The organism is Pseudomonas sp. PHC1, assembly GCF_046487845.1.
GTDB lineage: Bacteria > Pseudomonadota > Gammaproteobacteria > Pseudomonadales > Pseudomonadaceae > Aquipseudomonas > Aquipseudomonas sputi.
Window position 1 is genome coordinate 1 of record NZ_JBJXHJ010000021.1, and the last position, 24,685, is coordinate 24,685.

Genomic DNA, 24,685 nt, shown 5'->3' on the forward strand with positions numbered 1-24,685 from the left:
TGACTACGCCTTTTAGCCGTTTCCATTACGTCCTCCTGAAAATAGATCAGAAGGTGTAAACCTTATTCAGGACGGGAAAATTAATTCAAATAAATCCGTCCCCTTTTAACCCCGCCCCCTTTTACCCTTTTTTTGCTTGCCCACTTTTTGTTTCTTTTTGTGAAACTAAATCTTACGCCGCTTCTTTTCGGAATACTCTTCCAAGTACTCTTTCGGAGGACGCGCAGTTCCAAAAGAATGCAACTCACCTGTATCCCTATCGACTAACAACGGTCCATTACCCGCCAATTGCGCGGAAAACTCCCCCGTTTCAACATATTCTTTCGAATCAAAACAGAACATCCAACCATCTAAAAACTCTTCCGAATAGGTTATCGCTAGCGGAATATTAGACTTCCGCAAGTACTCATTCACAATCTCTAGAGACTTTTCATAAGTAATCATTAATTTGTCCTCAGAAGCTTGAATGATACGAACTTATCGAGTTTGGCAACCTTCCCGGTCTGTCCGTCTAAGAATTTAACTTCCCCATTCTGATTCATAACATTAAACACATGCCCTGGCTGCCCCGGGCCATAAGAGCCATAGACTATACCTCGCGCGCCCGCCCCCGCATCAAGCATTTTCTGAGTAATGCTTTCCGAAGATGGCACCCCTAAAAATCTTGCTCCGTACTGCGTCTCCAACACCGTGATTGAGACTCCATCTGTTGACAGTATGGGTAATGCCGAAGCTGGATTTCCTGCCAGGGTTGCGTCAGTAGCAATTGAGCAGTTGACACAGTTAGAATACAAAGGGGACAGATTTATTTAATCCTTTTATCGTAAACATAGTCGTCTGGTATTTCTTGCCACTCGGCTTCTCTGACCAGTGCATCGAAATCATCAAATATTCCTCTAAAAAAATTTGACAGATCCAAAAAACCCGTACGTGCCCTTCCCGCCGCCACACACAACTCAACGTCATCTTTATTTTTCAATGCTTGCGCGACTCTCGAAACATCGGACACAGCGTTACCCATCAATTCCGACAGTTCGTCATTCCAATTCAGCCTATAGTCGGCCGCCCAACTCTCAGCCTCGAAAGTGCCCCACTTTTCGGCAATCAAGTCAATCAACGTCTTTCGGAACACTTCTCCATCCTTCATCGCAACCCCTGCGGTCATTTATCGCCTTTTTCGCTTTTCGATCCTGAGCAACGAGTTTCCACTTTTATCTGGCTCATTGTCTGTTAGCACCTACTTCATAAACTCGCCAGGAACCGCCCTTCCCGTTTCGATATCAATCTCATACATACCACCATCCCATCTATAACCTTTAAGCCCCCTCTCATTGAGGATGATATTTGTGAAGGGACCCGCATGGGCGTCAAAGTCAGAAAAGACTTGCCAAACCCTACGACCGGCTTCATCTATTAAATAGATATTTCTCGAGCACTCAGCCTCATCGAAAAGTGATTCCTGCCCAAGTCGATCAATCAGCACAACACTCAAGGATTCTGCGACCTTAATTACTTTTGAAGTCTTCATCAGGCGCGATAAAGCTCTACATACACAGCCTCGACGATGGCGTCATCTTCTTCGAAGTCAGGCACGTAAAACTTCAAACCCATATCAACAACATCAAAACCCGAGTTGTTGAAAACCAGCGTTTGTCCTCGGCTTTTCAGAAACCGCTGTATCACCAGAGCGTCTTCACCGACCAGTTTCTGATCCCCCCAAACAAGCTCACTCCACTTTAAAAATTCAACACCAACGACAATGAAACTCTCATCAAAGTACATGTGAACGCCTAGATCATCATAAGCATCCGTCGGCACTGCCGAATCTTCAGTCTTGAAAAACTCATCAAACTTTCCACCAAGGGTCACTCGGGACTGGTCTCGCGTCATACCAGCGCGAATCAATCCCAGATCACCGCGACCCAACAAGCTAAAAACCATAGTCATCTCAAGCAACCTGTCAGGGCTGAAGCAGCCTTTAACAGCTCGGCGTCAGCATTCAAGCGATTCACTTCTGCCACAGCAATAACAGCCTTGCGGGATGCTTCGACATTCTCGTGCCAATACACAGTTCTCAAACCCGCCAGCGCAACCAGCAGTTCTCCGTCATATCTATCGCCTTCCAGAACGTCTTCGGTCAGTAAAGCGATGCCAATGGGCAGCAGTTCCCGCACATGCAAATCCTGCCTCAATGCACGACAGACATCTCCCACACTCAAGCAATCCAAGGGTGTATCGCGCACGGACAAATACCATTCATCCAACGACGAGAGCTTTCCCGGGGTCCCGTAAACATCCGGTCCTTGCTCCAGATCCCGAAACCTCATGCCTCGGCTCCCGGACTCAACGATTCAACCTGGTAGAAAGTAATATCCGGGCCATAGTTCTGCTCCGAGTTCGACACCTCTACACAAAACACCTTCTCTGGAAATTTTTCTTTCATCACCATGCGCCACGCAAAACCCATCACATTGCACAATTGAAGAAACACGTCATCCGAAACACCAGCAGCAACTTGGCCAAAAACGTCATAGATCCTCACAACATTCAATAACTTTTCAGTCTTTGAAATATCACCAGAGGCAAGGCCAGAGCACCTATCAAACACTTCAGTCGAGAAATTCCGCGCTAAAAATACGCCACCCTCTTTCACCACAAAATCCGGGAAGAGCATTTTTGAAAACAACAGAATATGTTCGGGCTGGCATTGATCGAAGATGTACGAATAAACGTCCAGGCCTTCCTGATTCGACCACTGTTTTTTCCAGGAAAAATACGCTGGATTGTCAGTAACGGAAGGTATCGAATTAACCCGTTTCATTGCGCTTGCTCCAGACTCAATGTCTCTGTGAGCTATCGTGGCGTGCAGGTTGAAGCACGACGAGTCGCCAGACCCCAAAAACGATATCAATATAGTGGCGCGATGGTAGGTAACCGGTGCCGAGTCGTCAATTAATGGGCTCACCGAGATCGCGGCCCCCGCCCCCGGACAAGCCTACCCGGCGCAATAATCTGTAAACTCTCCCCTCTTTCGCCGCCCGCTCATCCCGGCGGCCATCACCTCTTTATATTGCGGAGTCAGCCTTGCGTCTGTTTCACACCTCCGACTGGCACCTTGGGCAGAACCTGCACGGCCAGGAACGCGATTTCGAGCACGCCTGTTTTCTCGAGTGGCTGCTGCGCCAATTGAAGCTGGCGCAGCCGGACGTGCTGCTGATCGCCGGCGACATCTTTGACACGGTCAATCCGCCGGTCAAAGCCCAGGAACGCCTCTACGACTTCATCGTCAGCGCCCACGAACAGCAGCCGTCGCTGACCATCGTGATGATCGCCGGCAACCACGACTCCGGTTCGCGGATCGAACTGCCCGCGCCGTTGATGCGGCGTTTGCGCACCCATGCGCTGGGCCGGGTGTTGTGGCTGGATGACGGGCAGCTGGATGCGGAACGTCTGCTGTTGCCGCTGCCGAATGCGTCCGGCGAGATCGCCGCGTGGTGCCTGGCGCTGCCGTTCCTGCGGCCTGCCGAAGTGACCGGCGCGCATCTGGGCGACAACTATCTGCGCGGGATTGGCCAAGTGCATGAATGGTTGATCGAAGCGGCCAATGCCAAGCGTCAACCGGGTCAGGCGCTGGTCGCCATCAGCCATGCGCACATGGCCGGCGGCTCGGTGTCGGAAGACTCCGAGCGCAGCCTGATCATCGGCAACGCCGAAGCGCTGCCCGCCAGTCTGTTCGGGCCGAGCATCAGTTATGTCGCGCTCGGCCATTTGCACAAGCCGCAGAAGGTCAACGGTGAAGAGCGGATTCGCTACAGCGGCTCGCCGATTCCGTTGTCGTTCTCTGAAATCGCCTATCAACACCAGATTCTCGACATCGTTCTGGACGGCGAAACCCTGGTCAGCGTCGAGCCAATGCTGATCCCCCGCTCCGTCAATCTGCAGCGCCTCGGCCCTGCGCCACTGGCGGAAATCCTGCTGCAACTGGCCGACCTGCCGAACATCGACCTGCTGGCCGAAACCCAGCGCCAGCCTTGGCTGGAAGTGCGGGTGCGCCTCGACGAGCCACAACCGGATCTGCGCCATCAGGTCGAAAGCGCCCTGCAAGGCAAGGCTGTGCGACTGGTGCGAATCGCCGCCGAATACGCTGGCAACCGGGGCGCTGACGGCGCCGAGGACGGCAGCGCGCTGATCGAACTGGATCAGCTCACACCGCAGGAATTGTTCAGCCGCGCCTGGCTCGATAACTACGGCAGCGAGGTCGACGAGCAAACCCTCAAGGACTTCGCCGAACTGCTGCAAGACGTACAAATGGAGGGCGAGCAGCCATGAAGATTCTCGCCATTCGTTTGAAGAACCTCGCCTCGCTGGCCGGCCCGTTCGAAATCGACTTCACCGCCGAACCGCTGGCCAGCGCTGGCCTGTTCGCTATCACCGGCCCGACCGGCGCCGGCAAAAGTACTTTGCTCGATGCGCTGTGCCTGGCGTTGTTTGGCTCTGTGCCGCGTTTGAACAACACTAGCCGTGACGCCAAGGTGCCGGACGCCGACGGCGAAATCGCCACCGGTGACCCGCGCACCCTGCTACGTCGCGGTACGGGCGAAGGCTTTGCCGAAGTGGATTTTGTCGGCGTCGACGGCCGTCGCTACCGTGCGCGCTGGGAAGCCAACCGCGCCCGGGAAAAGGCCGGCGGCAAGTTGCAGGCCAGCCGTCAGAGCCTGCGCGACATCGATCAGGATCAACTGCTCGCCAGCCAGAAAGGCGAATACAAGACTCAGCTCGAAGCCGCGCTGGGCCTGAACTTCGAACAGTTCACCCGCGCCGTGCTGCTGGCCCAGAGCGAGTTCAGTGCCTTCCTCAAGGCCGATGACAACGACCGCAGCGAACTGCTGGAAAAACTCACCGACACCGCGCTCTACACCCGCCTCGGCCGTCGCGCGTTCGACAAGACCAAAGAGGCCCGCGAAGCCCACAAGCAGTTGCAGGATCAGGCCACCGGCGTGACCCCGCTGGCCCCCGAGGCCCGCGCGGAGCTGGACGAGCGCTTCAATGCCGCCCAGCAACAACTGAAGTTGCAGCAGGCGCAGCTCAAGCAGATCGAGCAGCAGCACGACTGGCTCAAGGAACTGCTGCGGCTGCAAGACTCGCAACACGCCGCCGCCGAACAACTGCGCAGCGCCGAGCACGAACGCGAGTCGCTGGCCGATGAGCGTCTGAAGCTCACCCGCCTGGAACAGCTCGCTCCGCAACGGCACCAATTCGCCCGCAAAACCGAACTGGATGCACTGCTGACGCCGCTGGCGGAACAGATCAACGCGCACACCCGGCAACAAGGCGAATTGGCTGAGCGCCAGACACGACTGGAACAGGATCTCGCCGCCGCGCAGATCGCCCTGACCCAGGCGCAAACGCAGCAAAGCGACAGCGCACCGCTGTTGCGCCAGGCCTTCGATGAGCAAAGCACCCTCGCCCGCCTCGCCAAGGAGGTCGCGTCCGGCACCGAAGCCAAGCAAGCCGCTGAGCAGGCCTGCACCCAAGGCCAAAGCACGATCCAGACCCTGCTCGATCAGCAAAAACAAGTCGCCGAACGTTTGCAGCGCATCGCCGCCGATCTCGAGCAAAGCGCTCATCTGGCACCGTTGAGTGAAGCCTGGAATGCCTACCGTGACCGCTTGCAGCAACTGATGCTGATCGGCAATCGGTTGAACAAGGGTCAAAGCGAACTGACTTCTCTCGAAGAGAACGCCACCCGCGCCACCGAAGCGCTCGCCACACAGAAGCAGCAGCTGGAAGTGTTGTTCAAAGAGGCTGGCGCCGAACCGGACGCCGTCGCCGAACAGATCGGCATCCTCGGCACTCTGTTGCAGGACAACCGCAAGCAACTGCGCGCCGTCGAAGACCTGACGCGCCTGTGGGCCAGTCAGCAGGAGGTGGACAAACGCAGTTCCGAGCTGCAACAGCGCCAGCTCGATGCGCAACAGGAGCGCGAGCGCCTGACCCAGGACGGGGTGAAAACCAAGTCCGAGCTGACCGTTGCCGAGCAAACCCTCAACATCACCCGTGAATTGCTCGAGCGTCAGCGTCTGGCGCGCAGTGCCAGTGTCGAAGAGCTGCGTGCGCAATTGCAGGACGACCAGCCGTGTCCGGTCTGTGGCAGCAACGAGCATCCGTATCACCAGCCGGAAGCCCTGCTGCAAAGCCTCGGCCGCCACGATGAAAGCGAGCAGGCCAGCGCGCAGCACGCGGTCGATCAACTGAAAGAAAAGCTCACCGAGCTGCGCGCCAGCGTCGGTGGCGTGATTGCCCAACAGAAAGAGTTGCTGCAACAGCAGGAACAACTGGCCGCTCAGCAACAATCGCTGACGCCGAGCATCGAGGCGCATCCGCTCGCGGCATCGTTGCTGAATCAGGACAGTGACAAGCGCGCCGCGTGGCTCACCCGCCAGAACGATCAACTCAATCAAAGCATCACTCAGGACGAACAGCGCCAGACCGTCCTGCTCACGCTGCAACAGGACGCGGCGCGTCTGACCCAGCAATTGCGTCAGGCCGAGACGGCGCACCAGCAAGCGGCGCAGCACCTGAGCAATCAGCAACGCGAACTGAGCGCCGACCGCCAGCGCCTGGACGAAGAGCTGGCAGCCTTCGCCACGCTGTTGCCGAGCGACACACTCGATGCCTTGCGCGCTGAACCGGCTGCGACCTTCATGCAACTTGACCGGCAGATCGCCGAACGTCTGGCGCAAGTCGATCAGCAGAAGGAAGAACTGGCCGAGCAGCAACAACGCCAGCAGACGCTTGAGAAGGAACAGGATCGCCAACAGGGTCGTGTGCAGCAGCTGCAAAACGCTGAACAGCAACTCAACACGCTGACCGAACAGCAACTCGCCAGCCAGCAGAAGCTTGCGCAATTGTTGGGCGATCACAGCGGCGCCGAGCATTGGCAGCAGCAACTGGAGCAGGCGGTGGAACAGGCGCGCAACGCCGAATCCACGACGACTCAGGCGCTACAGGAGGCGCGTACGCAGCTGGTGCAAATCACCGCCGAACTGAAAGCGCAGCAAGAGCGTCTGCAAGCGCTGGAAACCGAAGACCGTGATCTGGCCGGCAAGATTGCCAACTGGCGCGCTCGCCATCCGGAGCTGGATGACGGCGGCCTGGAAGACCTGCTGCGGATTGATGATGCACAGGTCGACCAACTGCGCCAGCGCTTGCAGCGCAACGAAAAAGCCGTTGAACAGGCCAAGGTGTTGTTGCAGGAACGCGATCAACGCCTGCTCGAGCATCAGGCGCAACACAACGGCAACCTGGATGCAGAACAACTCGCCAGCGCCCTCGCCGACCTGCAAAACCAGTGCACGGCCAGCGAACAGCAATGCGCCGAACTGCGCGCCGAGCAGGCCGAAGACCAGCGCCGCCAGAACGCCAATCAGGCGCTGGCGCAGCAGATCGCCGACGCCTATGCCGAGTATCAGCGCTGGGCGCGACTCAATGCGCTGATCGGCTCGGCCACCGGCGACACCTTCCGCAAGATCGCCCAGGCCTACAACCTCGACCTGCTGGTGCATCACGCCAACGTGCAGCTGCGGCAACTGGTCAAGCGCTATCGCCTCAAGCGCGGCGGCAGCATGCTCGGCCTGCTGGTGATGGACACCGAAATGGGCGACGAACTGCGCTCGGTGCATTCGTTGTCCGGCGGCGAAACCTTCCTGGTGTCGCTGGCCCTCGCCCTGGGTCTGGCCTCGATGGCGTCGAGCACGTTGAAGATCGAATCGCTGTTCATCGACGAAGGTTTCGGCAGCCTCGATCCGGAATCCCTGCAACTGGCCATGGACGCCCTCGACGGCTTACAGGCGCAGGGCCGCAAGGTCGCGGTGATTTCCCACGTGCAGGAAATGCACGAACGGATTCCGGTGCAGATTCAGGTACAACGTCAGGGCAACGGTTTGAGCACCCTGGAGGTGAAATGAACACGCTGTATTCCTTCCGCCGCTGCCCGTACGCGATGCGGGCACGGATGGCCCTGCGTTATTCGGGCGTGCCGGTGGACATCGTCGAAGTCAGCCTCAAGGCCAAACCCGCCGAAATGCTGGCGATCTCGCCCAAGGGCACGGTGCCGGTGCTGGATGCAGGTGGTCAGGTGATCGACGAAAGCCTGGAGATCATGCGCTGGGCGCTGGCGCAGAACGATCCGGATGAGTGGTTGCTGGGGGGCGATTCAAGGATCGCCGAGTTGATTGAAGCCAACGATCAAGTGTTCAAGATTCACCTGAATCACTACAAGTACGCCGAGCGTTATCCGGAACAGCCGATGGAGGTTTATCGCGCGGAAGGTGCGTTGTTCTTGCAGCGGCTTGATGAGCTGCTCGAGGGTCGCGATTACTTGTTGACCGCGCATCCGAGCCTGGCCGACATCGCGCTGTTGCCGTTCGTTCGCCAGTTCGCCCATGTTGATCGTGACTGGTTCGCGCAGACGCCTTACGTGCGGTTGCAGGCCTGGTTGCAGCGGTTTCTGGAATCGGAGCTGTTCACCGGCATCATGAAAAAGTAGGCGCGTTACGCCAGCACTTCACACATGCCGATGGCCGAGCAATCCACCTCGAACGGACCGAGAAAACCGCTGGGGGTTTTCATCGGTGGATTGCCGGCCAGCAACCCCAGCACATTGGCCCGTTCGATGTTGTGCGCGATGTTATGGTTGGCCTCTATGGCCCGGGCGAGTCCGCCGACCGAACCCTGGCCGTATCCCAACAGGGAAGCGCCGTTGGTCATGAACGCCAGTCCGGCAATGACCCAAAGTCTGTAACCTTTCATGCTCCGCCGACTCCCGCGAGTTCAGCTGAGTCCACCGCCGCGTTTTGCGAACGGAGTTCGAACTGGATGCCGGGATGGGCGACGTCGATCGGTGCTTCGAAGCTGTGTTGCGACTGCGACGCCAGACTGACAAACAGCACCATGACCAGGTACAGACCGATGGCCAGGTAGGCGCCGCGTTTGGCGGAAGTGATGATTGAACTGGCCATGATGTGTGCTCTGTGGACAATGTTTCGAGGTCCACAGAATCGATCAAAAAAGCCGGGGTAACCACTCAGGGTTTGGCATAGTAACCATCAGCTTCGTTGATTATTTAGCCGGTCTATCTCGCCGTTTGAAAATAGCTATCGCCGGTCATTACGCAGGCAAAAAGCTGCCCAAGGCTGCGATCTTTTGATTTTGCTTTTTGAGAAACAAGATCAAAGGATCGCAGCCTTGGGCAGTTCCAGGGCGTGACGGAAATTTCAGTGTTGAGCTTTGTGATCCAGCGCGGCGTAGAAGTTGGCGCTTTGTTGCAGGTATTTCTGGGTGTAGCTCTGGGTGTGGGATTTTTTGTCGCTGATTTCAACGTTGGCACTGGCTGGCAGAGCCACGGTGGCGGAGATGGCGGAAGCGGCGATGATCGAGAAGAGATTGAAGTTCATGGCGGTAACCCTCGTGTTCAGTTGGCTTGCTTGCCCGGTTGGGCCGTGAAGCAAACTTAACGCTCGAGGGTCGATCGCTTGAAATGCTTTGCAACATTACCTGTTATCAGCAGGATTAATACAAAGCTTCAGGCCCCGCAGACCGGGGCCTGCGGCTTATTGACGCACGAGAAACTTGAGGTCACTCGGCGCATCCATCGGCAGTTTTTGTACGGTTTTGCCCAGCAGACCGGTCTTGCCGTCGCGCTCGACCACGACAATCTGGTTGCTCTTCTGGTTGGCGATCAGCAGGAATTTGCCGCTTGGATCGAGGCTGAACTCACGGGGGTGATCGCCTTCCACCGAACGTCGCTGCAGCTCCTTGAGCTGGCCGCTGGCCGGGTCGATGGCGAACACCAGCAGCTGATTGGCGGTACCACGGTTGCTGACGTAGAGGAACCTGCCGTCGGCGGACGCGTGCAGCGCAGCAGCGGCCTTGTCGGAAGTCGGCTGGCCGGCGGCCAGGTCGACCAGTTGCGTCTGGGTCAGCACGCCGTCGTGGTAATCGAACACCGCAACCTGGGCGCTCATTTCCATGGTCAACCAGGCATGTTTGCCATCCGCACTGAACAGCAGATGACGCGGGCCGCTGCCGGCGGGCAGTGGCACCGACGCGGTTTTCGCCGGGGTCAGCGGCAGATCCGGATTGGCTTTCGGGTCGAATTGATAGATGAAGACCTTGTCCGCACCCAGGTCATTGGAGAACACGTAACGACCGTCCGGCGAGGATACCGTCGAGTGCACGTGGTTCGAGGCCTGACGCTCGGGGTTGACCCGGCTCGCCGGGTGCGCGCTCATCTGCACCACCGGTTTGAGTTTGCCGTCGCTGTCTACCGGCAATACCGCGAGAGTGCCGCCCGGATCTTCAACCACCGAGTAATTGCTGACGAACAGATGGCTGGCGTCGCCGCTGAGGCTCGAATGGGTCGGTTCGTTGCCCAGGCTCTGCACCTGATTGATCAGGGTCAGGGCGTGAGTCTTCGGATCGATGGAATAACTGCTGACGCGGCCGACCGGGTCTTTCTGGCCCGGGCCGTTTTCGTTGACCACGAACACCCGGTGCTGATCCTTCGACAGGGTCAGCCACGACGGGTTTTCGCTTTTGATCACTTGCAGCGGTTTGGCGTCTATTTGGCCGGTGGCGCTGTCGAAGTTCATCCGGTAGAGGCCTTCGCTGGTGCCGGCGGTGTAGGAACCCACCAAAAACTGGAAGCTCTCGGCCGAGGCACTGGAAAGGCCCATCGCGCCGACGCTGCCGGCCATCAGCAATGGCCAGAATTTACGCATGTTCATTCGGTTTCATCCTCGTCGTCGGCGCTGCTCAGTACATCACCGAGGCAGACCAGACGGTGTTCGCCGACGGTTTGGGTGTCGCTGGCAAAACCGACGATCAGCCAGCTCTGCAGGTCTTCGTCAAACGTCGCCGCCGCCACCTGAGCCGGGGTGAACTCCCAATGCTTGGCGGCCCGGCCATCGATGCATTCGATGTGCAGGTTATCGTCTTCGTCGAGGGCGAATTCGAAAGCGTGCAGGCCGTCGATTTCGACCATACCGCAGTGTTCGAGGGCGTTGAGAAGGGTGTCGGTTACGGCAGTCATGGCAATCATGTCTTTCAGGGGGAAAGGGCCAATGATAGCTCAAAGCCCCGCTCTTGATCGTTCCCACGCTCTGCGTGGGAACGATCATGGGGTGTGAGTTAAAGGGCGTCGCGCGATGGCTTGCCATCCACCAAACGCTGAATGCGCAGCGGGTTGGCGTTTTTCAGCGGTTCCGGCAACAGGCTGTCGGGATAGTTCTGGAAGCACACCGGGCGCAGGAATCGATCGATCGCCAGCGTACCGACCGAAGTGCCACGGGCATCGGACGTCGCCGGATATGGCCCGCCGTGAACCATCGAATCACAGACTTCGACACCGGTTGGATAACCGTTGAGCAGGATCCGCCCGACCTTCTGCTCGAGCAACGGCGTCAGCTCCGGGAAGCGCTCGAAATCCGCCTGCTCGCCGATGATCGTCGCCGTCAGTTGCCCATGCAGGCCCTGCAACGCCGCGCTCAACTGCGCCTCGTCAGCCACTTCAACGATCACCGTGGTCGGGCCGAACACTTCTTCCTGCAGCACTTCATCGCCATTAATCAGCAGGCTGACATCGGCCTTGAACAACTGCGGCTGCGCCTGATTGCCCTGCTGCGGATTACCCGCCAGATGCTCGATGCCGGCGTGCGCCAGGAGTTTTTCCAGACCCTTGCCGTAGCTACCGAGGGTGCCGGTATTGAGCATGGTTTGCGCCGGTTGATCGCCGATCAGCGCTGCGACTTGCTCAACGAACGCGGTGAATTGCGGCGAGCGAATGCCGATCACCAGGCCCGGGTTGGTACAGAACTGACCGCAGCCCTGCACCACCGACGCGGTCAGATCGCGGGCGACGGTTTCCGAGCGCACGGCCAGGGCCTGGGGCAACACGATCACCGGGTTGATGCTCGACATCTCGGCAAACACCGGAATTGGCTGAGGCCGGGCGGCGGCCATGTCACACAGCGCCCGTCCGCCGCGCAGCGAGCCGGTGAAACCCACGGCCAGAATCGCAGGATGCTTGACCAGCCATTCGCCGACGCCACCACCGTAGATCATGTTGAACACGCCGGCGGGCATGGCCGTTTTTTCCGCTGCACGAATCAGCGCATCGGCGACAAGTTCGGCGGTAGCCATGTGGCCGCTGTGCGCCTTGAACACCACCGGGCAACCGGCGGCCAGCGCCGACGCGGTATCGCCGCCGGCGGTGGAGAATGCCAGTGGAAAATTGCTCGCGCCGAACACCGCCACCGGCCCCAGGCCGATGCGGTACTGGCGCAGATCCGGACGGGGCAGCGGCTGACGATCCGGCAACGGCAGATCGATGCGCGCACCGTAGAAATCGCCGCGCCGCAGGACTTTGGCGAACAAGCGCATCTGGCCGCTGGTGCGCCCCCTTTCACCTTGAATGCGCCCGGCCGGCAGTGCGGTTTCGCGACAGACCACCGCGACGAAATCATCGCCCAACGCATCCAGTTCATCGGCAATCGCATCGAGAAACTGCGCGCGGCGCTCGGCGCTGAGGCTGCGATACGCCGGATACGCGGCGGCGGCGGCTTTGGCGGCAGCATCCACTTCCGCTTCCGTGGCCTGAATAAAATCGTGGGGCAGTACTTCGCCCGTGGTGGCGTCGACGCTTTGCAGCTTGACGTTGCCCGCCGCGCTGCGACGACCGCCGATGTAGTTGTGACCGAGAATCTGAGTCATGGGATCTCCTTAAAGGGTGCCGATGCTGTCCGGTTCGAATGCTGCTGCAACCGGTGCGATGCCGTTGACCAGCGGTGCGCCGAATTCGGCCTGGCTGATTTCGAACACGTCGCCCGGTTGAGTGCGGATGCCATCGGCGAACGACAGGGTCGCGGTGCCGAAAAAGTGAATGTGCACATCGCCAGGACGCAGGAACTGGCGGTACTTGAAGTGGTGGTATTCGAGGTTCGCCAGGCTGTGGCACATGTTGGCTTCGCCGCTGAGGAACTCGTTCTGCCACAGCACTTCGCCGTCGCGCAGGATGCGACTGGTGCCCGCCAGGTGTTGAGGCAAATCACCCGTGCGAAGTTCCGGGCCGTAGCTGCAGCTGCGCAGTTTCGAGTGGGCCAGGTACAGGTAATTCTTGCGCTCCATGACGTGATCGGAAAACTCGTTGCCCACCGCAAAACCGAGGCGATACGGCTTGCCGTCGTGGCCGATGATGTAGAGGCCGGCCATCTCCGGCTCCTCCCCGGCGTCTTCGGCAAACGGCGGCAACGGGAACGGCTGGCCAGGACGCACGACAATGCTGCCGTCACCCTTGTAGAACCACTCCGGCTGCACGCCGGCCTGCCCCGCCGCCGGTTTGCCGCCCTCCACGCCCCACTTGAAGATGCGCATGGTGTCGGTCATCGCCGCTTCATCGCCGGCCTGCTGGTGCATCTTGTCCCGGGCCGACGCGCTGCCCAGGTGCGTGAGGCCGGTGCCGCTGACCAGCACGTGCGCCGGGTCCGGGTGATCCAGTGGCGGCAGGATGCGCAGGTCTTTTAGTAACTGCGCGTAATCATGGCTGATGCCCAGTCCCAGGGTTTGCACTTGCTGCGCGAGGGTGCTGCCCGCCTCGATTGCGGCCAGGGCGAGATCGCGAACCGTGCGCGCATCCTGCACTTCACGCACCAGACCGTCCTCGACCACCCCGACACGGCGCTCGCCGCTACTCAATTCGAATTGAACCAGATGCATGTTGTTCTCCTGTTAAAACAAATCAGGTGCGCGTCGCACCGCGTGCGCTCGCTGCAAATTGGTCAACCGGGAGCACATGCTTGCGCTCCAGCACGCGATAGACGACGCCCGTCAGAATCAGCCCGAACACCATCACCCCGGACAGGAAGTACAGGCCCGAAGCGAGGTTGCCGGTGTACTCCTTCAGCGCGCCGATCACGAACGGGCCGATGTAGCCACCGAGGTTGCCCACCGAGTTGATCAAGGCGATCCCGGCCGCCGCACTGGCGCCGGCAAAGAACCGCCCCGGCAGCGTCCAGAACACCGCCGTGCAGGAAAACAGCGCGAACGCCACCAGACACAGCGCCGCCAGTTGCGCCACCGGCAACGACAGCCAGGCGCTGAGGAACAGGCCGATGGCACCCAGCACATACAGCACCGCCAGATGGCCGTAACGATCATTCAAACGGTCTGAGCTGCGCGGAATAATCAGCAGGCCGATGATCCCGAAGATGTAGGGCACCGATGACACAAAACCGGTCACCAGATCACTGCCGCCGAACTGTTTGATCAAGGTCGGCAGCCACAGGCCCAAGCCATAGATGCTCAGGGTCACCGGCAGGTAGAACAGCGCCAGCAGCAACACCCGTTTGTCCTTGAGGGCATGCAGCGGATTGCCGTGACGGGTCTGGCCGTATTCCTGCAGATCTTTTTTCAATTCACCGGTCAGCCAGTCCTTTTCGGCCTGGTCCATCCATTTCACTTGCTGCGGGCCGTCCGGCAGCCAGCGCAATACCGGCCAGGTCAGCAGGATCGCCGGGGTGCCGATGACGATGAACAGCCACTGCCAGCCGTGCAGACCGAGGATCCCGTCCATGCCCAGCAGACCGCCGGACACGGGGCCGGTGATCATCATCGCAATGGGTTGGGAGAGGATGAACAGCCCGAGGATCTTGCCGCGATGGCGCACCGGGAACCATTGGGTGATGTAGTACAGAACGCCGGGAAAGAACCCCGCCTCCGCCGCGCCGAGTAGAAAGCGCATCACGTAGAAACTGTGCGGGCCCTGGACGAAGGCCATGCCGATGGTGATCGCCCCCCAGGTGATCATGATCCGCGCGAACCAGCGCCGTGCGCCGAAGCGTTCGAGCATCAGGTTGCTGGGGATTTCAAACAGAAAGTAGCCGATGAAAAACAGCCCGGCGCCGAGGCCATAGGCGGCATCGCCGATGCCGATGTCGGCGCCCATGTGCAGTTTGGCGAAGCCGACGGCGGAGCGATCCACGTAGGCGATCAAGTACAGCAGGATCAGGAAGGGAATCAGTTTCAGCGTGATGCGCCGGACAAGCCGCAGTTCCTGGCTCATGAGATCGGTCTCCGATTGTTGTTTTTATGGAACCTTGGGGGACGCCTCTCGCGGAAAACCGCCAGGGCCATCCCTCCGTCGAAATCGACTATATAGTAATACTAATTACGCAACAACACTTCCAAACCGTCGATTTTGCGCTTATGTTTAACCGAAGCTCGCAAACAATAGTCTTACAATAAGAGAATCGATCATGTCTGATAAGAAACCCACCCTGCGCTCCGCCCAATGGTTTGGCACGGCCGACAAGAACGGCTTCATGTACCGCAGCTGGATGAAGAATCAGGGCATCGCCGACCATCAGTTCCACGGCAAGCCGATCATCGGCATCTGCAACACCTGGTCGGAACTGACCCCGTGCAACGCGCACTTCCGGCAAATTGCCGAGCACGTCAAACGCGGGGTGATCGAGGCCGGTGGCTTCCCGGTGGAGTTCCCGGTGTTCTCCAACGGTGAATCGAACCTGCGCCCGACCGCCATGCTGACCCGCAACCTGGCGAGCATGGACGTTGAGGAAGCGATTCGCGGCAACCCGATTGACGGCGTGGTGCTGCTGACCGGTTGCGACAAGACCACCCCGGCTCTGCTGATGGGCGCGGCCAGTTGCGACGTGCCAGCGATCGTCGTCACCGGCGGGCCGATGCTCAACGGCAAGCACAAGGGCAAGGACATCGGTTCCGGCACCGTGGTCTGGCAACTCAGCGAACAGGTCAAGGCCGGCACCATCACGATTGACGATTTCCTCGCGGCCGAGGGCGGCATGTCTCGCTCGGCCGGTACCTGCAACACCATGGGCACCGCGTCGACCATGGCCTGCATGGCCGAAGCACTGGGCACGTCCCTGCCGCACAACGCGGCGATTCCGGCGGTGGATGCGCGGCGTTATGTGTTGGCGCACATGTCCGGCATGCGGGCGGTCGAGATGGTGCGTGAGGATTTGAAACTGTCGAAGATCCTGACCAAGGAAGCCTTCGAAAACGCGATCCGGGTCAACGCAGCGATTGGTGGGTCGACCAACGCGGTGATCCACCTCAAAGCCATCGCCGGGCGCATCGGCGTCGAGCTGGATCTGGACGACTGGACCCGTATCGGTCGCGGCATGCCGACCATCGTCGACCTGCAACCGTCCGGCCGTTTCCTGATGGAAGAGTTCTACTACGCGGGCGGCTTGCCGGCCGTGTTGCGTCGCCTCGGCGAGGCCAATCTAATTCCGAATCCGAATGCGCTGACCGTCAACGGTAAATCCATCGGCGAGAACACCAAGGACGCACCGATCTACGGTGAAGACGAAGTGATCCGTACCCTCGACAATCCGATCCGCGCCGACGGCGGCATCTGTGTATTGCGCGGCAACCTGGCCCCCCTGGGCGCAGTGCTCAAACCGTCAGCCGCCACGCCGGAACTGATGCAGCACCGGGGCCGCGCGGTGGTGTTCGAGAACTTCGACATGTACAAGGCGCGGATCAACGACCCGGAACTGGACGTCGATGCGAACTCGATTCTGGTGATGAAGAACTGCGGGCCGAAGGGTTATCCGGGCATGGCCGAAGTCGGCAACATGGGGCTGCCGGCCAAGCTGCTGGCGCAAGGCGTGACTGACATGGTGCGCATTTCCGATGCGCGGATGAGCGGCACCGCGTACGGCACCGTTGTCTTGCACGTCGCCCCGGAAGCAGCGGCCGGCGGGCCTTTGGCGGCGGTGAAGGAAGGTGACTGGATCGAACTGGACTGCGCCAGCGGGCGTTTGCATCTGGATATTCCGGACGCTGAACTGGCAGCGCGGATGGCGGATCTGCAACCGCCGCAGCAGTTGTTGGTGGGTGGGTACCGTCAGTTGTACATCGACCATGTGCTGCAGGCGGATCAGGGTTGCGACTTTGATTTCCTTGTTGGTTGCCGAGGGGCTGAAGTCCCGCGCCACTCCCACTGACACCGCCGTCCCTGCGGGAGCGGGCTTGCTCGCTCCCACATTTGGCGTGTGTATCTGCCTCAAGATTGTGTCGTGCCTGCTATGATGCGCGGCATCTCCATCGCTCAGGATCGCGCCACTACCCATGGATTACCGCAAACCTTCCGACCGTAAAAGCATGCACTCGCGCATCGTCCAGGAGCTGGGCATGCAGATTGTTTCCGGACGCTTTCTGCCCTGCGACAAACTGCCCGCCGAAGCCTTGCTCTGCGAGGAGTACGCGGTCAGCCGGCCGGTGTTGCGCGAAGCCACGCGGGTGCTGGTCGCCAAGGGGCTGGTGTATTCGAAACCGCGCGTCGGCACTGTGGTCAAGCCGCGCCGCGAATGGCACATGCTCGACCCGGACGTACTGCACTGGCTGATGCAAAGCAGCCCGCAGAACGAGTTCTTCAACGTCCTGACCAGCGTGCGCAGCATCATCGAACCGGCCGCCGCCGCCCTCGCCGCCCAGCACGCGACCGACGCCGACATCGCGTCGATTGCCGAGGCTTACCAGCGCATGGAAGCCGCACCGACCCCGGAAGCCTTGCTGCAACCGGATCTGGACTTTCACAGCCGGATCGCCGACGCGACCCACAACGATTTGCTGGCCAACCTGTGCAACATGCTTGCGGTGGCGATTGCCGAGGCGCTGAAGCACTCCAACCAGCGGCCGAACCTGCATGAGCTGGCGTTGCCTCGGCACAAGGCGATTTTGACGGCCATCGAGAATCGGGATGCGTTGGGGGCGCGGCATGCGACGTTGGTGCAGCTGGATGATGCGCGCAGTGCGCTTAGCGTCGTGCTGGGCACCGAACTTTCTTAAGCCTTCAGACCGCTTGCCCTCATCGCAGGCATAAAAAAGCCGCAACCCTAAGGTTGCGGCTTTTTCATTTCAGCCAAATGGATCAGTGAGCAAACAGAGAATTGCCCTTCTGCCCCGCCAGTTTCTCCGGCTTGATCAGGAACTTGGCCAATGCCGGCAGCAGCCACAGCGCACCGAACATGTTCCACAGCAGCATGAAGGTCAGCATCAGGCCCATGTCGGCCTGGAACTTGATCGCCGAGAAAATCCAGGTGCACACACCAATGGCCAGGCACAGACCGGTGAACAGCACCGCCTTACCGGTGGATTTCAGGGTCTGGTAATAGGCTTCCTGCAACGGCAGGCCGGCACGCAGGAAACTTTCCAGACGGCTGTAGATGTAGATGCCGTAGTCCACGCCGATGCCCACGCCTAGCGCCACCACCGGCAGCGTCGCCACTTTCACGCCGATGCCCATGAACGCCATCAGCGCGTTGCCCAGCACCGAGGTCAGCACCAGCGGCAGCACGATGCACAGGGTCGCCGCCCACGAGCGGAAGGTGATCATGCACATGACCGCGACGCAGATGTACACCAGGATCAGGATGGTCAGCTCGGACTTCTTGATCACCTCGTTGGTGGCCGCCTCGATCCCGGCGTTACCGGCGGCAAGGATGAATTCCAGGCCTTCCTTGTTGTTTGCCTTGGCGAAGTCCTGCACCGCATGCACCGCGCGATCCAGGGTTTCGGCCTTGTGGTCGTTGAGGAACACCAGCACCGGCGCCAGCGAGCAGCTGTTGTTGTACAGGCCGTCGGCCCGGGCGATGGAGTTGTTCAGCACGTCCGGGTTGCGCGACAGGGTTTCCCATTTCAGGTTGCCCTCGTTCATGCCCTTGATCATCTGCTTGGACACGGTTACCAGCGAGATCGCCGACTGCACGCCCTCGGTGTTCTGCATCTTCCACATCAACTCGTCGATCGGCGCCATGGCTTCATAGCGCGAGCAGCCTTCGGACTTGGTCTTGACCATCACCACCAGCACGTCGGAGCTGGTCGAGTAGTTGCTGATGATGAAGTTGTTGTCCTTGTTGTAGCGCGAATCCGGACGCAATTCCGGCGCGCCCTGGTCGAGGTCGCCGATCTTCAGGTTCTGGCTGTACCAGAGGCCACCACCGAAGGCGAGCAGCGCCAGGGCGACGGAAATCGGGGCCACTTTCGGGTTGGCGAAGTTCGACAGCAGGCGCCAGAACGGATGTTCGCGGTGCGCGTCCTTCTTGCTTTTGGCGATGGCGCGCTTGCTGATGCCGACATAGGAAATCGCCACCGGCAGCAGGATCAGGTTGGTGAACACGATCACCGCCACGCCGATGGAAGCGCCGATGGCCAGCTCGCGGATCACGCCGATGTCGATGATCAACAGCGTGATGAAGCCGACGGCGTCCGCCAGAATCGCGATCATCCCCGGCAGGAACAACTGACGGAATGTCCGCCGTGCCGCCGTCAACGCGTTGTCCGCCTCACCGGATTGGAGGGCGATACCATTGATTTTCTGCACGCCGTGGGAAATCCCGATGGCGAAGATCAGGAACGGCACCAGCATCGAATAAGGGTCGAGGCCGAATCCGAAGAAGTGCATCAGCCCGAGCTGCCAGATCACCGCCACCAGCGTGGTGCTCAACACCGCCACGGTGCTGCGCAGGCAGTTGGTGAACCACAGCAGCAGGATCAGGGTGATGACGAAGGCGATGCCGAAGAACATCACCACCATCACCAGGCCATCGATCAGGTCGCCGACCTTCTTGGCGAAGCCGACGATGTGGATCTTGACGTTGGGGTTCTGCGCTTCGAACTTGTTGCGGATCTTGTCTTCAAGCTCATGGGAAAACTTGCGGTAGTCCAGCGCCAGCAGCTTGCCCTGATCCTGCGGGTCCGGGTAGGACTCCAGCAGCGGGATGTCGACGATGCTCGACTTGAAGTCGTTGGCCACCAGACGCCCGACCTGACCGGACTTGAGCACGTTGTTGCGCAGCAGATCGAGGCTGTCCTGGGAGCCGTTGTAGCTCTGCGGGATCACTTCGCCGCCGGCAAAACCCTCCTCGGTCACTTCGGTCCAGCGCACGCTCGGGCTCCACAGCGACTTGAGGCCGGAACGGTCGACGCCGGAGATGTAGAACACCTCGTCGTTGATCTGACGCAGGGTCTCCATGTACTCCTTGGAGAAGATATCGCCGTCCTTCGCCTCCACCGAAATACGCACGGTGTTGCCCAGGTTCGCCAGATCGTTGCGGTGCTCCATCATCTTTTCAATGAACGGATGCTTGAGCGGGATCATCTTTTCGAAACTGGTGGACGGGCGGATCAGCGTGGCCTGCCAGAACAGGAAAATGCTGACCAGCAGGCAGATCACGATCACTGCCGGGCGATTGTTGAAGATCAGACGCTCGAGAAACGTCGCCTTGTCCTGATGATGAGTGCTCAAGGAAGTCATAGCCCCGCCTTCTTATTATTGATTCGGCTCATTTGCTCAGCTCGGCGCCATTCGGCGCAGTGACCCGAACGCCACCCTGCCCGCTCAGGATCAGATTGCCGTTGCCGGCGGCGGTGACCGACGACAGCGAGATGCGATCCGGACGGTTGAACACGCTGAAGGTTTCGCCGTTGTCGCTGCTGCTGACCACCGAGCCGCCGTTACCGACGATGACGATGGAGCCGTCCGCGAGCAGTGTGGCACCGGACAGGCCGAACTCCAGCGAGCCGCGCGCGGCTTTCAGTTCGACCTGCTCCCAGGTGCTGCCGAAATCGGTGGAGCGGTAAAGGTTGCCGCGCAGACCGTAGGCCAGCAGGGTCTGTGGCTGCGCCGTGCCGATCACGCCAAACAGCGACCCTTCGTACGGGCCTTCGAGCTTTTCCCAGGTCTGGCCCCAGTCGGCGGAGCGGAACATGCTGCCCGACTCACCGACGATGAACAGGCCGGCGTCTTTTACCGCGCCAATGGCGTTGAGGTGGAACTGGTCTTCGTTGTCGAGGCGATCACTGACGTCTTCCCAGTGCTTGCCGCCGTCGGTGGTTTCCAGCAGCGCGCCGTACGCACCCACGGCCAGACCGCTGTTGACGTCCTTGAACCAGACGTCGAGCAGCGGTGATTCGCGCTTGAGGTCTTCGAACTGTTTGGTCCAGGTCAGGCCGCCGTCTTCGCTGGCGAGTATCTGTGCATCGTGGCCGACGGCCCAGCCGTGCTTGTCATCGACGAAATACACGGCGGTCAGCAACTGGCGGCTCGGCACCTTGGCCTGAGTCCAGGTCTTGCCCTGGTCCTCGGAATAGAGAATGTGCCCGCGATCCCCGACCGCCACCAGCCGGGTTCCGGCGTGAACGACATCGAGCATCAGGCTTTTCGAGGCCTTGGCCGATTCGATGGCATAGACCACGTCGGCAGGCGCTTCGGCGGCGAGAACCGGCGCCGACAATGTGGCAAAGCCCAGCAGAGAGAGTGCTGTGGCCAGCAACGCGGTGTTGCGTAACGCCGGCGGGCGGCAACGACTCATAGACCTTCCCCTGTTTATTATTGTTGGTCATGGACCTTAAGGGCGCCGCAAGGGTGCTCACGGTGACTGCCTGGTCACAAGCATAGTCCTGAAACCCGCCGTCCAGAGCCCCTTCGGAAGCTGGCTCATCCTATCGGGCATTCGAAACGTCTGACAATCGGCGCAACGTTATCTTTTGTTAACCGAAAGGGACTACAGCGGCGGCTGAATGCGCAGGCATTCGTCCGACTGATGGCAGGGAAACATGCGAGGGGGACTTGCACGATCGGTATTATGGTATACCATCAGACGCACAGACACTCTTTATCCCCTACGGAGCAGCTCATGAGTTTCGAAATTCGCAAGATCGTCAGCTATGTCGAAGAGACCTTCATTGAAGGCGGCAAGGCGTCCGACACCCCGGTGACCATGGTCGGCCTGGCCGTCGTGATGAAAAACCCGTGGGTCGGCAACGGCTTTGTCGAAGACCTCAAGCCGCAGATCCGCGCCAATTGCTCGGACCTCGGCGCAATGATGGTCGAGCGTCTGGTGGGCATCATCGGCGGCGCCGAGAAGATCCAGGCTTACGGCAAAGCCGCGGTGGTCGGCGCCGATGGCGAAATCGAGCACGCGTCGGCGGTGATCCACACCCTGCGCTTCGGCAATCACTACCGCGAAGCGGTCAAGGCCAAGAGTTACCTGAGCTTCACCAACAAGCGCGGTGGTCCAGGCACTTCTATTCAGATCCCGATGATGCACAAGGACGACGAAGGCCTGCGCTCGCACTACATCACCCTGGAGATGCAGATCGAAGACGCCCCGCGTGCCGACGAAATCGTCGTGGTGCTCGGTTGCGCCGACGGTGGTCGCCTGCACCCGCGCATTGGCAACCGCTACATCGATCTGGAAGAACTGGCCGCCGAAAAAGCCCAGTAATCACAATAAAAAAAGGCATTGCAGGAGCGCTCCATGATTCGGCTCACCGCTGAACTCACCCCGGCCGGCACCAGTTATCTGGCGACAGGCGTTGGCCAACCCGTGGTGTTGATCCACGGCGTGGGCTTGAACAAAGAAATGTGGGGCGGCCAGATCGTCGGCCTGGCCACGCAATACCGGGTGATCGCCTACGACATGCTCGGCCATGGCGCCAGCCCGCGACCGGCCAGCGGCACCGCCCTGCTCGGCTATGCCGATCAGTTGCTGGAGCTGCTCGACCACCTGCAATTGCCCCAGGCATCGGTGATCGGCTTTTCCATGGGCGGTCTGGTGGCGCGGGCGTTTGCCCTGCATTACCCGGAACGCCTGAAAAGCCTGGTGGTGCTCAACAGCGTGTTCAACCGCAGCGCAGAGCAGCGCGCCGGGGTCATCGCGCGCACCGCGCAGGCCGCCGAACACGGGCCGGACGCGAATGCCGAAGCGGCGCTTTCGCGCTGGTTCAGCCGCGAATATCAGGCGGCCAACCCGGCGCAGATCGCCGCGATCCGCCAGACCCTGGCCGGCAATGATCCGCAGGGATACCTGACCACCTACGAACTGTTCGCCACCCAGGACATGTACCGCGCCGACGACCTGGGCAGCATCCAGGCGCCGACGCTGATCGCCACCGGCGAGCTGGACCCCGGATCGACCCCGGAAATGGCCGAGCAACTGGCCGCGCGCATTCCCGGCGCTAAGGTTGCCGTGCTGCCCGAGCAACGGCATATGATGCCGGTAGAGTCGCCACGGCTGGTGAACCAGACGCTGCTGGAGTTTCTCGACACCGCACACGCCCGACAAAACCATATAAAGGGGATCGTTGCATGACGCTCGCACGCTTCCAGATGTGCATCGGCGGAGAATGGGTCGACGCCCTCTCCGGCAAGACTTTCGAAAGCCTCAACCCGGCACTGGCCGAGCCATGGGCCGAGCTGCCCGACGCTGACGAGGCCGACGTCGAACGCGCCGTACAGGCCGCGCAGACTGCTTTCGACAGCCCGGCCTGGCGTGGATTGACCGCCACCGCACGCGGCAAATTGCTGCGCCGCCTCGGTGACCTGATCGCCGAAAACAAGGAACAACTGGCGCAACTGGAAAGCCGCGACAACGGCAAACTGATCCGCGAAACCCGCGGTCAGGTCGGTTATCTGCCGGAGTTTTTCCACTACACCGCCGGCCTTGCCGACAAGCTCGAAGGCGGCACCCTGCCGCTGGATAAACCGGATCTGTTTGCCTACACCGTGCATGAAGCCATGGGCGTGGTCGCCGCGATCATTCCCTGGAACAGCCCGCTTTACCTGACCGCGATCAAACTGGCGCCGGCATTGGCGGCGGGCAACACCATCGTGATCAAACCCTCCGAGCACGCCTCGGCGACCATTCTGGAGCTGGCGCGCCTGGCCCTCGAAGCCGGGATTCCGCCAGGTGTGGTCAACGTCGTCACCGGTTATGGCCCAAGCACTGGCGCCGCCCTCACCCGCCATCCGCTGATCCGCAAGATCGCCTTCACCGGCGGCGCGGCGACGGCCCGGCATGTGGTGCGCAGCAGCGCCGAGAACTTCGCCAAGCTGTCGCTGGAACTGGGCGGCAAGTCACCGAACATCATCTTTGCCGACGCTGATCTCGACAGCGCGATCAACGGCGCGATTGCCGGGATCTATGCGGCGTCCGGGCAGAGTTGCGTATCCGGTTCGCGACTGCTGGTGCAGGACGAAATCTACGACGAATTCGTCAGCCGACTGGTGGAACGCGCCCGACGCATCCGCATCGGCAACCCCCAGGACGACAGCAGCGAAATGGGCCCGATGGCCACCGCGCAGCAATTGGCAGTGGTTGAAGGTCTGGTGGCCGATGCCATCGCTGAAGGGGCGCGTCTGCGTCTGGGCGGCAAGCGCCCGAATGGCGTGGGTGACGGCTGGTTCTACGAACCGACGCTGTTCGAATGCGACCGCAATTCGATGAAGATCATGCAGGAAGAAGTCTTCGGCCCGGTGGCCTCGGTGATCCGTTTCAAGGACGAAGCCGAAGCGCTGGCGATTGCCAACGACTCGCAGTTCGGCCTCGCCGCCGGCATCTGGACCCGCGACCTGGGCCGCGCCCATCGTCTGGCCCGGGACGTGCGCTCGGGCATCATCTGGGTCAACACCTACCGCGCGGTGTCGGCGATGGCACCGATCGGCGGCTTCAAGAACAGTGGCTATGGACGCGAAAGCGGCATCGATTCGGTGCTGGCCTACACCGAACTGAAAACGGTGTGGATCAACCTCTCCCAGGCGCCGATGCCTGATCCGTTTGTGATGCGTTAGGAGGCCTGC

At 60.2% G+C, this 24,685-nt stretch carries 25 protein-coding genes; 8 read left to right on the forward strand and 17 right to left on the reverse strand.

From position 1 onward, the window contains the following. Nucleotides 1-165: 165 nt before the first annotated feature. The 7 genes from ACKJSM_RS22250 to ACKJSM_RS22280 form a co-directional block, all read right to left on the reverse strand. Complete coding sequence (locus ACKJSM_RS22250; RefSeq protein WP_410238865.1) at nt 166-444, reverse strand: YrhB domain-containing protein; 279 nt, start codon at nt 442-444, stop codon at nt 166-168. Beyond that, the gene (locus ACKJSM_RS22255; RefSeq protein WP_410238866.1) at nt 444-794 is read right to left on the reverse strand and encodes a toxin glutamine deamidase domain-containing protein; all 351 of its coding nucleotides are present in this window, start codon (nt 792-794) and stop codon (nt 444-446) included. Before ACKJSM_RS22255 ends, ACKJSM_RS22250 begins: the two co-directional genes overlap by 1 nt. An 11-nt stretch (nt 795-805) precedes the next feature. Then, nucleotides 806-1,165, reverse strand: coding sequence for a hypothetical protein (locus tag ACKJSM_RS22260; protein WP_410238867.1), 360 nt, complete (start codon nt 1,163-1,165; stop codon nt 806-808). A gap of 72 nt (nt 1,166-1,237) precedes the next feature. Then, nucleotides 1,238-1,528 carry a hypothetical protein gene (locus ACKJSM_RS22265; protein WP_064597220.1) on the reverse strand — a complete coding sequence of 97 codons (291 nt, stop codon included), beginning with the start codon at nt 1,526-1,528 and terminating at the stop codon, nt 1,238-1,240. Next, nucleotides 1,528-1,947 (reverse strand): hypothetical protein, encoded by a 420-nt coding sequence (locus tag ACKJSM_RS22270; RefSeq protein WP_410238868.1) that lies wholly within the window; start codon nt 1,945-1,947, stop codon nt 1,528-1,530. Before ACKJSM_RS22270 ends, ACKJSM_RS22265 begins: the two co-directional genes overlap by 1 nt. Beyond that, complete coding sequence (locus ACKJSM_RS22275) at nt 1,944-2,327, reverse strand: contact-dependent growth inhibition system immunity protein (protein WP_236182191.1); 384 nt, start codon at nt 2,325-2,327, stop codon at nt 1,944-1,946. Before ACKJSM_RS22275 ends, ACKJSM_RS22270 begins: the two co-directional genes overlap by 4 nt. Beyond that, nucleotides 2,324-2,821 (reverse strand): hypothetical protein, encoded by a 498-nt coding sequence (locus ACKJSM_RS22280; RefSeq protein ID WP_236182190.1) that lies wholly within the window; start codon nt 2,819-2,821, stop codon nt 2,324-2,326. Before ACKJSM_RS22280 ends, ACKJSM_RS22275 begins: the two co-directional genes overlap by 4 nt. 263 nt (nt 2,822-3,084) lie before the next feature. On the opposite strand from ACKJSM_RS22280, the gene ACKJSM_RS22285 reads away from it, so the two are divergent. The 3 genes from ACKJSM_RS22285 to ACKJSM_RS22295 are packed head-to-tail and all read left to right on the forward strand — an operon-like array spanning nt 3,085 to nt 8,548. Further along, nucleotides 3,085-4,329: an exonuclease SbcCD subunit D C-terminal domain-containing protein gene (locus tag ACKJSM_RS22285; protein WP_410238870.1), complete on the forward strand. Its 1,245-nt coding sequence runs from the start codon at nt 3,085-3,087 to the stop codon at nt 4,327-4,329. Then, on the forward strand, nt 4,326-7,967 hold the full coding sequence (locus tag ACKJSM_RS22290; protein ID WP_410238871.1) for an AAA family ATPase: 3,642 nt from the start codon (nt 4,326-4,328) through the stop codon (nt 7,965-7,967). The genes ACKJSM_RS22285 and ACKJSM_RS22290 overlap by 4 nt, the downstream gene beginning before the upstream one ends. Beyond that, nucleotides 7,964-8,548, forward strand: coding sequence for a glutathione S-transferase (locus ACKJSM_RS22295; protein ID WP_410238872.1), 585 nt, complete (start codon nt 7,964-7,966; stop codon nt 8,546-8,548). Before ACKJSM_RS22290 ends, ACKJSM_RS22295 begins: the two co-directional genes overlap by 4 nt. 5 nt (nt 8,549-8,553) lie before the next feature. Here ACKJSM_RS22295 and ACKJSM_RS22300 read toward each other — a convergent pair whose 3' ends face one another. The 8 genes from ACKJSM_RS22300 to ACKJSM_RS22335 all read right to left on the reverse strand — a co-directional run bounded on the left by ACKJSM_RS22300 (nt 8,554) and on the right by ACKJSM_RS22335 (nt 15,118). After that, nucleotides 8,554-8,811 (reverse strand): hypothetical protein, encoded by a 258-nt coding sequence (locus ACKJSM_RS22300; RefSeq protein WP_236182186.1) that lies wholly within the window; start codon nt 8,809-8,811, stop codon nt 8,554-8,556. Next, nucleotides 8,808-9,020: a hypothetical protein gene (locus ACKJSM_RS22305; RefSeq protein WP_410238874.1), complete on the reverse strand. Its 213-nt coding sequence runs from the start codon at nt 9,018-9,020 to the stop codon at nt 8,808-8,810. Before ACKJSM_RS22305 ends, ACKJSM_RS22300 begins: the two co-directional genes overlap by 4 nt. A gap of 255 nt (nt 9,021-9,275) precedes the next feature. Then, complete coding sequence (locus ACKJSM_RS22310) at nt 9,276-9,455, reverse strand: hypothetical protein (protein WP_011334602.1); 180 nt, start codon at nt 9,453-9,455, stop codon at nt 9,276-9,278. Nucleotides 9,456-9,611: 156 nt separating this feature from the next. Further along, complete coding sequence (locus ACKJSM_RS22315; RefSeq protein WP_410238875.1) at nt 9,612-10,787, reverse strand: lactonase family protein; 1,176 nt, start codon at nt 10,785-10,787, stop codon at nt 9,612-9,614. Then, the gene (locus ACKJSM_RS22320; protein WP_236182183.1) at nt 10,784-11,092 is read right to left on the reverse strand and encodes a DUF5629 family protein; all 309 of its coding nucleotides are present in this window, start codon (nt 11,090-11,092) and stop codon (nt 10,784-10,786) included. The genes ACKJSM_RS22315 and ACKJSM_RS22320 overlap by 4 nt, the downstream gene beginning before the upstream one ends. A 98-nt stretch (nt 11,093-11,190) precedes the next feature. Continuing rightward, nucleotides 11,191-12,771: an aldehyde dehydrogenase (NADP(+)) gene (locus ACKJSM_RS22325; protein ID WP_236182182.1), complete on the reverse strand. Its 1,581-nt coding sequence runs from the start codon at nt 12,769-12,771 to the stop codon at nt 11,191-11,193. Nucleotides 12,772-12,780: 9 nt separating this feature from the next. Further along, nucleotides 12,781-13,773, reverse strand: a complete 993-nt coding sequence (gene araD1, locus ACKJSM_RS22330; protein WP_410238876.1) for an AraD1 family protein — start codon at nt 13,771-13,773, stop codon at nt 12,781-12,783. Between the two features lie 22 nt (nt 13,774-13,795). After that, entirely contained in the window at nt 13,796-15,118 is a 1,323-nt protein-coding gene (locus ACKJSM_RS22335; RefSeq protein WP_236182180.1) for an MFS transporter, read from the reverse strand. Nucleotides 15,119-15,311: 193 nt separating this feature from the next. Between ACKJSM_RS22335 and ACKJSM_RS22340 the strand changes: the two genes are divergently transcribed. Both ACKJSM_RS22340 and ACKJSM_RS22345 read left to right on the forward strand, forming a co-directional pair. Further along, nucleotides 15,312-17,048 carry an IlvD/Edd family dehydratase gene (locus ACKJSM_RS22340; RefSeq protein ID WP_011334608.1) on the forward strand — a complete coding sequence of 579 codons (1,737 nt, stop codon included), beginning with the start codon at nt 15,312-15,314 and terminating at the stop codon, nt 17,046-17,048. 124 nt (nt 17,049-17,172) lie between these two features. Beyond that, a complete protein-coding gene (locus tag ACKJSM_RS22345) occupies nt 17,173-17,892 on the forward strand; it encodes a FadR/GntR family transcriptional regulator (RefSeq protein ID WP_039766869.1) in 720 nt (239 codons plus the stop codon). A gap of 82 nt (nt 17,893-17,974) precedes the next feature. Here ACKJSM_RS22345 and ACKJSM_RS22350 read toward each other — a convergent pair whose 3' ends face one another. Then, a complete protein-coding gene (locus tag ACKJSM_RS22350) occupies nt 17,975-20,359 on the reverse strand; it encodes an efflux RND transporter permease subunit (protein ID WP_236182179.1) in 2,385 nt (794 codons plus the stop codon). A gap of 28 nt (nt 20,360-20,387) precedes the next feature. Next, the gene (locus ACKJSM_RS22355) at nt 20,388-21,416 is read right to left on the reverse strand and encodes a WD40/YVTN/BNR-like repeat-containing protein (protein ID WP_236182178.1); all 1,029 of its coding nucleotides are present in this window, start codon (nt 21,414-21,416) and stop codon (nt 20,388-20,390) included. A 324-nt stretch (nt 21,417-21,740) separates the two neighbouring features. On the opposite strand from ACKJSM_RS22355, the gene ACKJSM_RS22360 reads away from it, so the two are divergent. From ACKJSM_RS22360 to ACKJSM_RS22370, 3 genes are read left to right on the forward strand one after another with little or no spacing between them, the layout of a single operon-like run. Next, nucleotides 21,741-22,331, forward strand: coding sequence for an amino acid synthesis family protein (locus ACKJSM_RS22360; protein WP_410238877.1), 591 nt, complete (start codon nt 21,741-21,743; stop codon nt 22,329-22,331). A 33-nt stretch (nt 22,332-22,364) separates the two neighbouring features. Further along, complete coding sequence (locus ACKJSM_RS22365; RefSeq protein WP_236182177.1) at nt 22,365-23,198, forward strand: alpha/beta fold hydrolase; 834 nt, start codon at nt 22,365-22,367, stop codon at nt 23,196-23,198. Beyond that, the gene (locus ACKJSM_RS22370) at nt 23,195-24,676 is read left to right on the forward strand and encodes an aldehyde dehydrogenase (protein ID WP_339487798.1); all 1,482 of its coding nucleotides are present in this window, start codon (nt 23,195-23,197) and stop codon (nt 24,674-24,676) included. The genes ACKJSM_RS22365 and ACKJSM_RS22370 overlap by 4 nt, the downstream gene beginning before the upstream one ends. Nucleotides 24,677-24,685 lie beyond the last annotated feature (9 nt).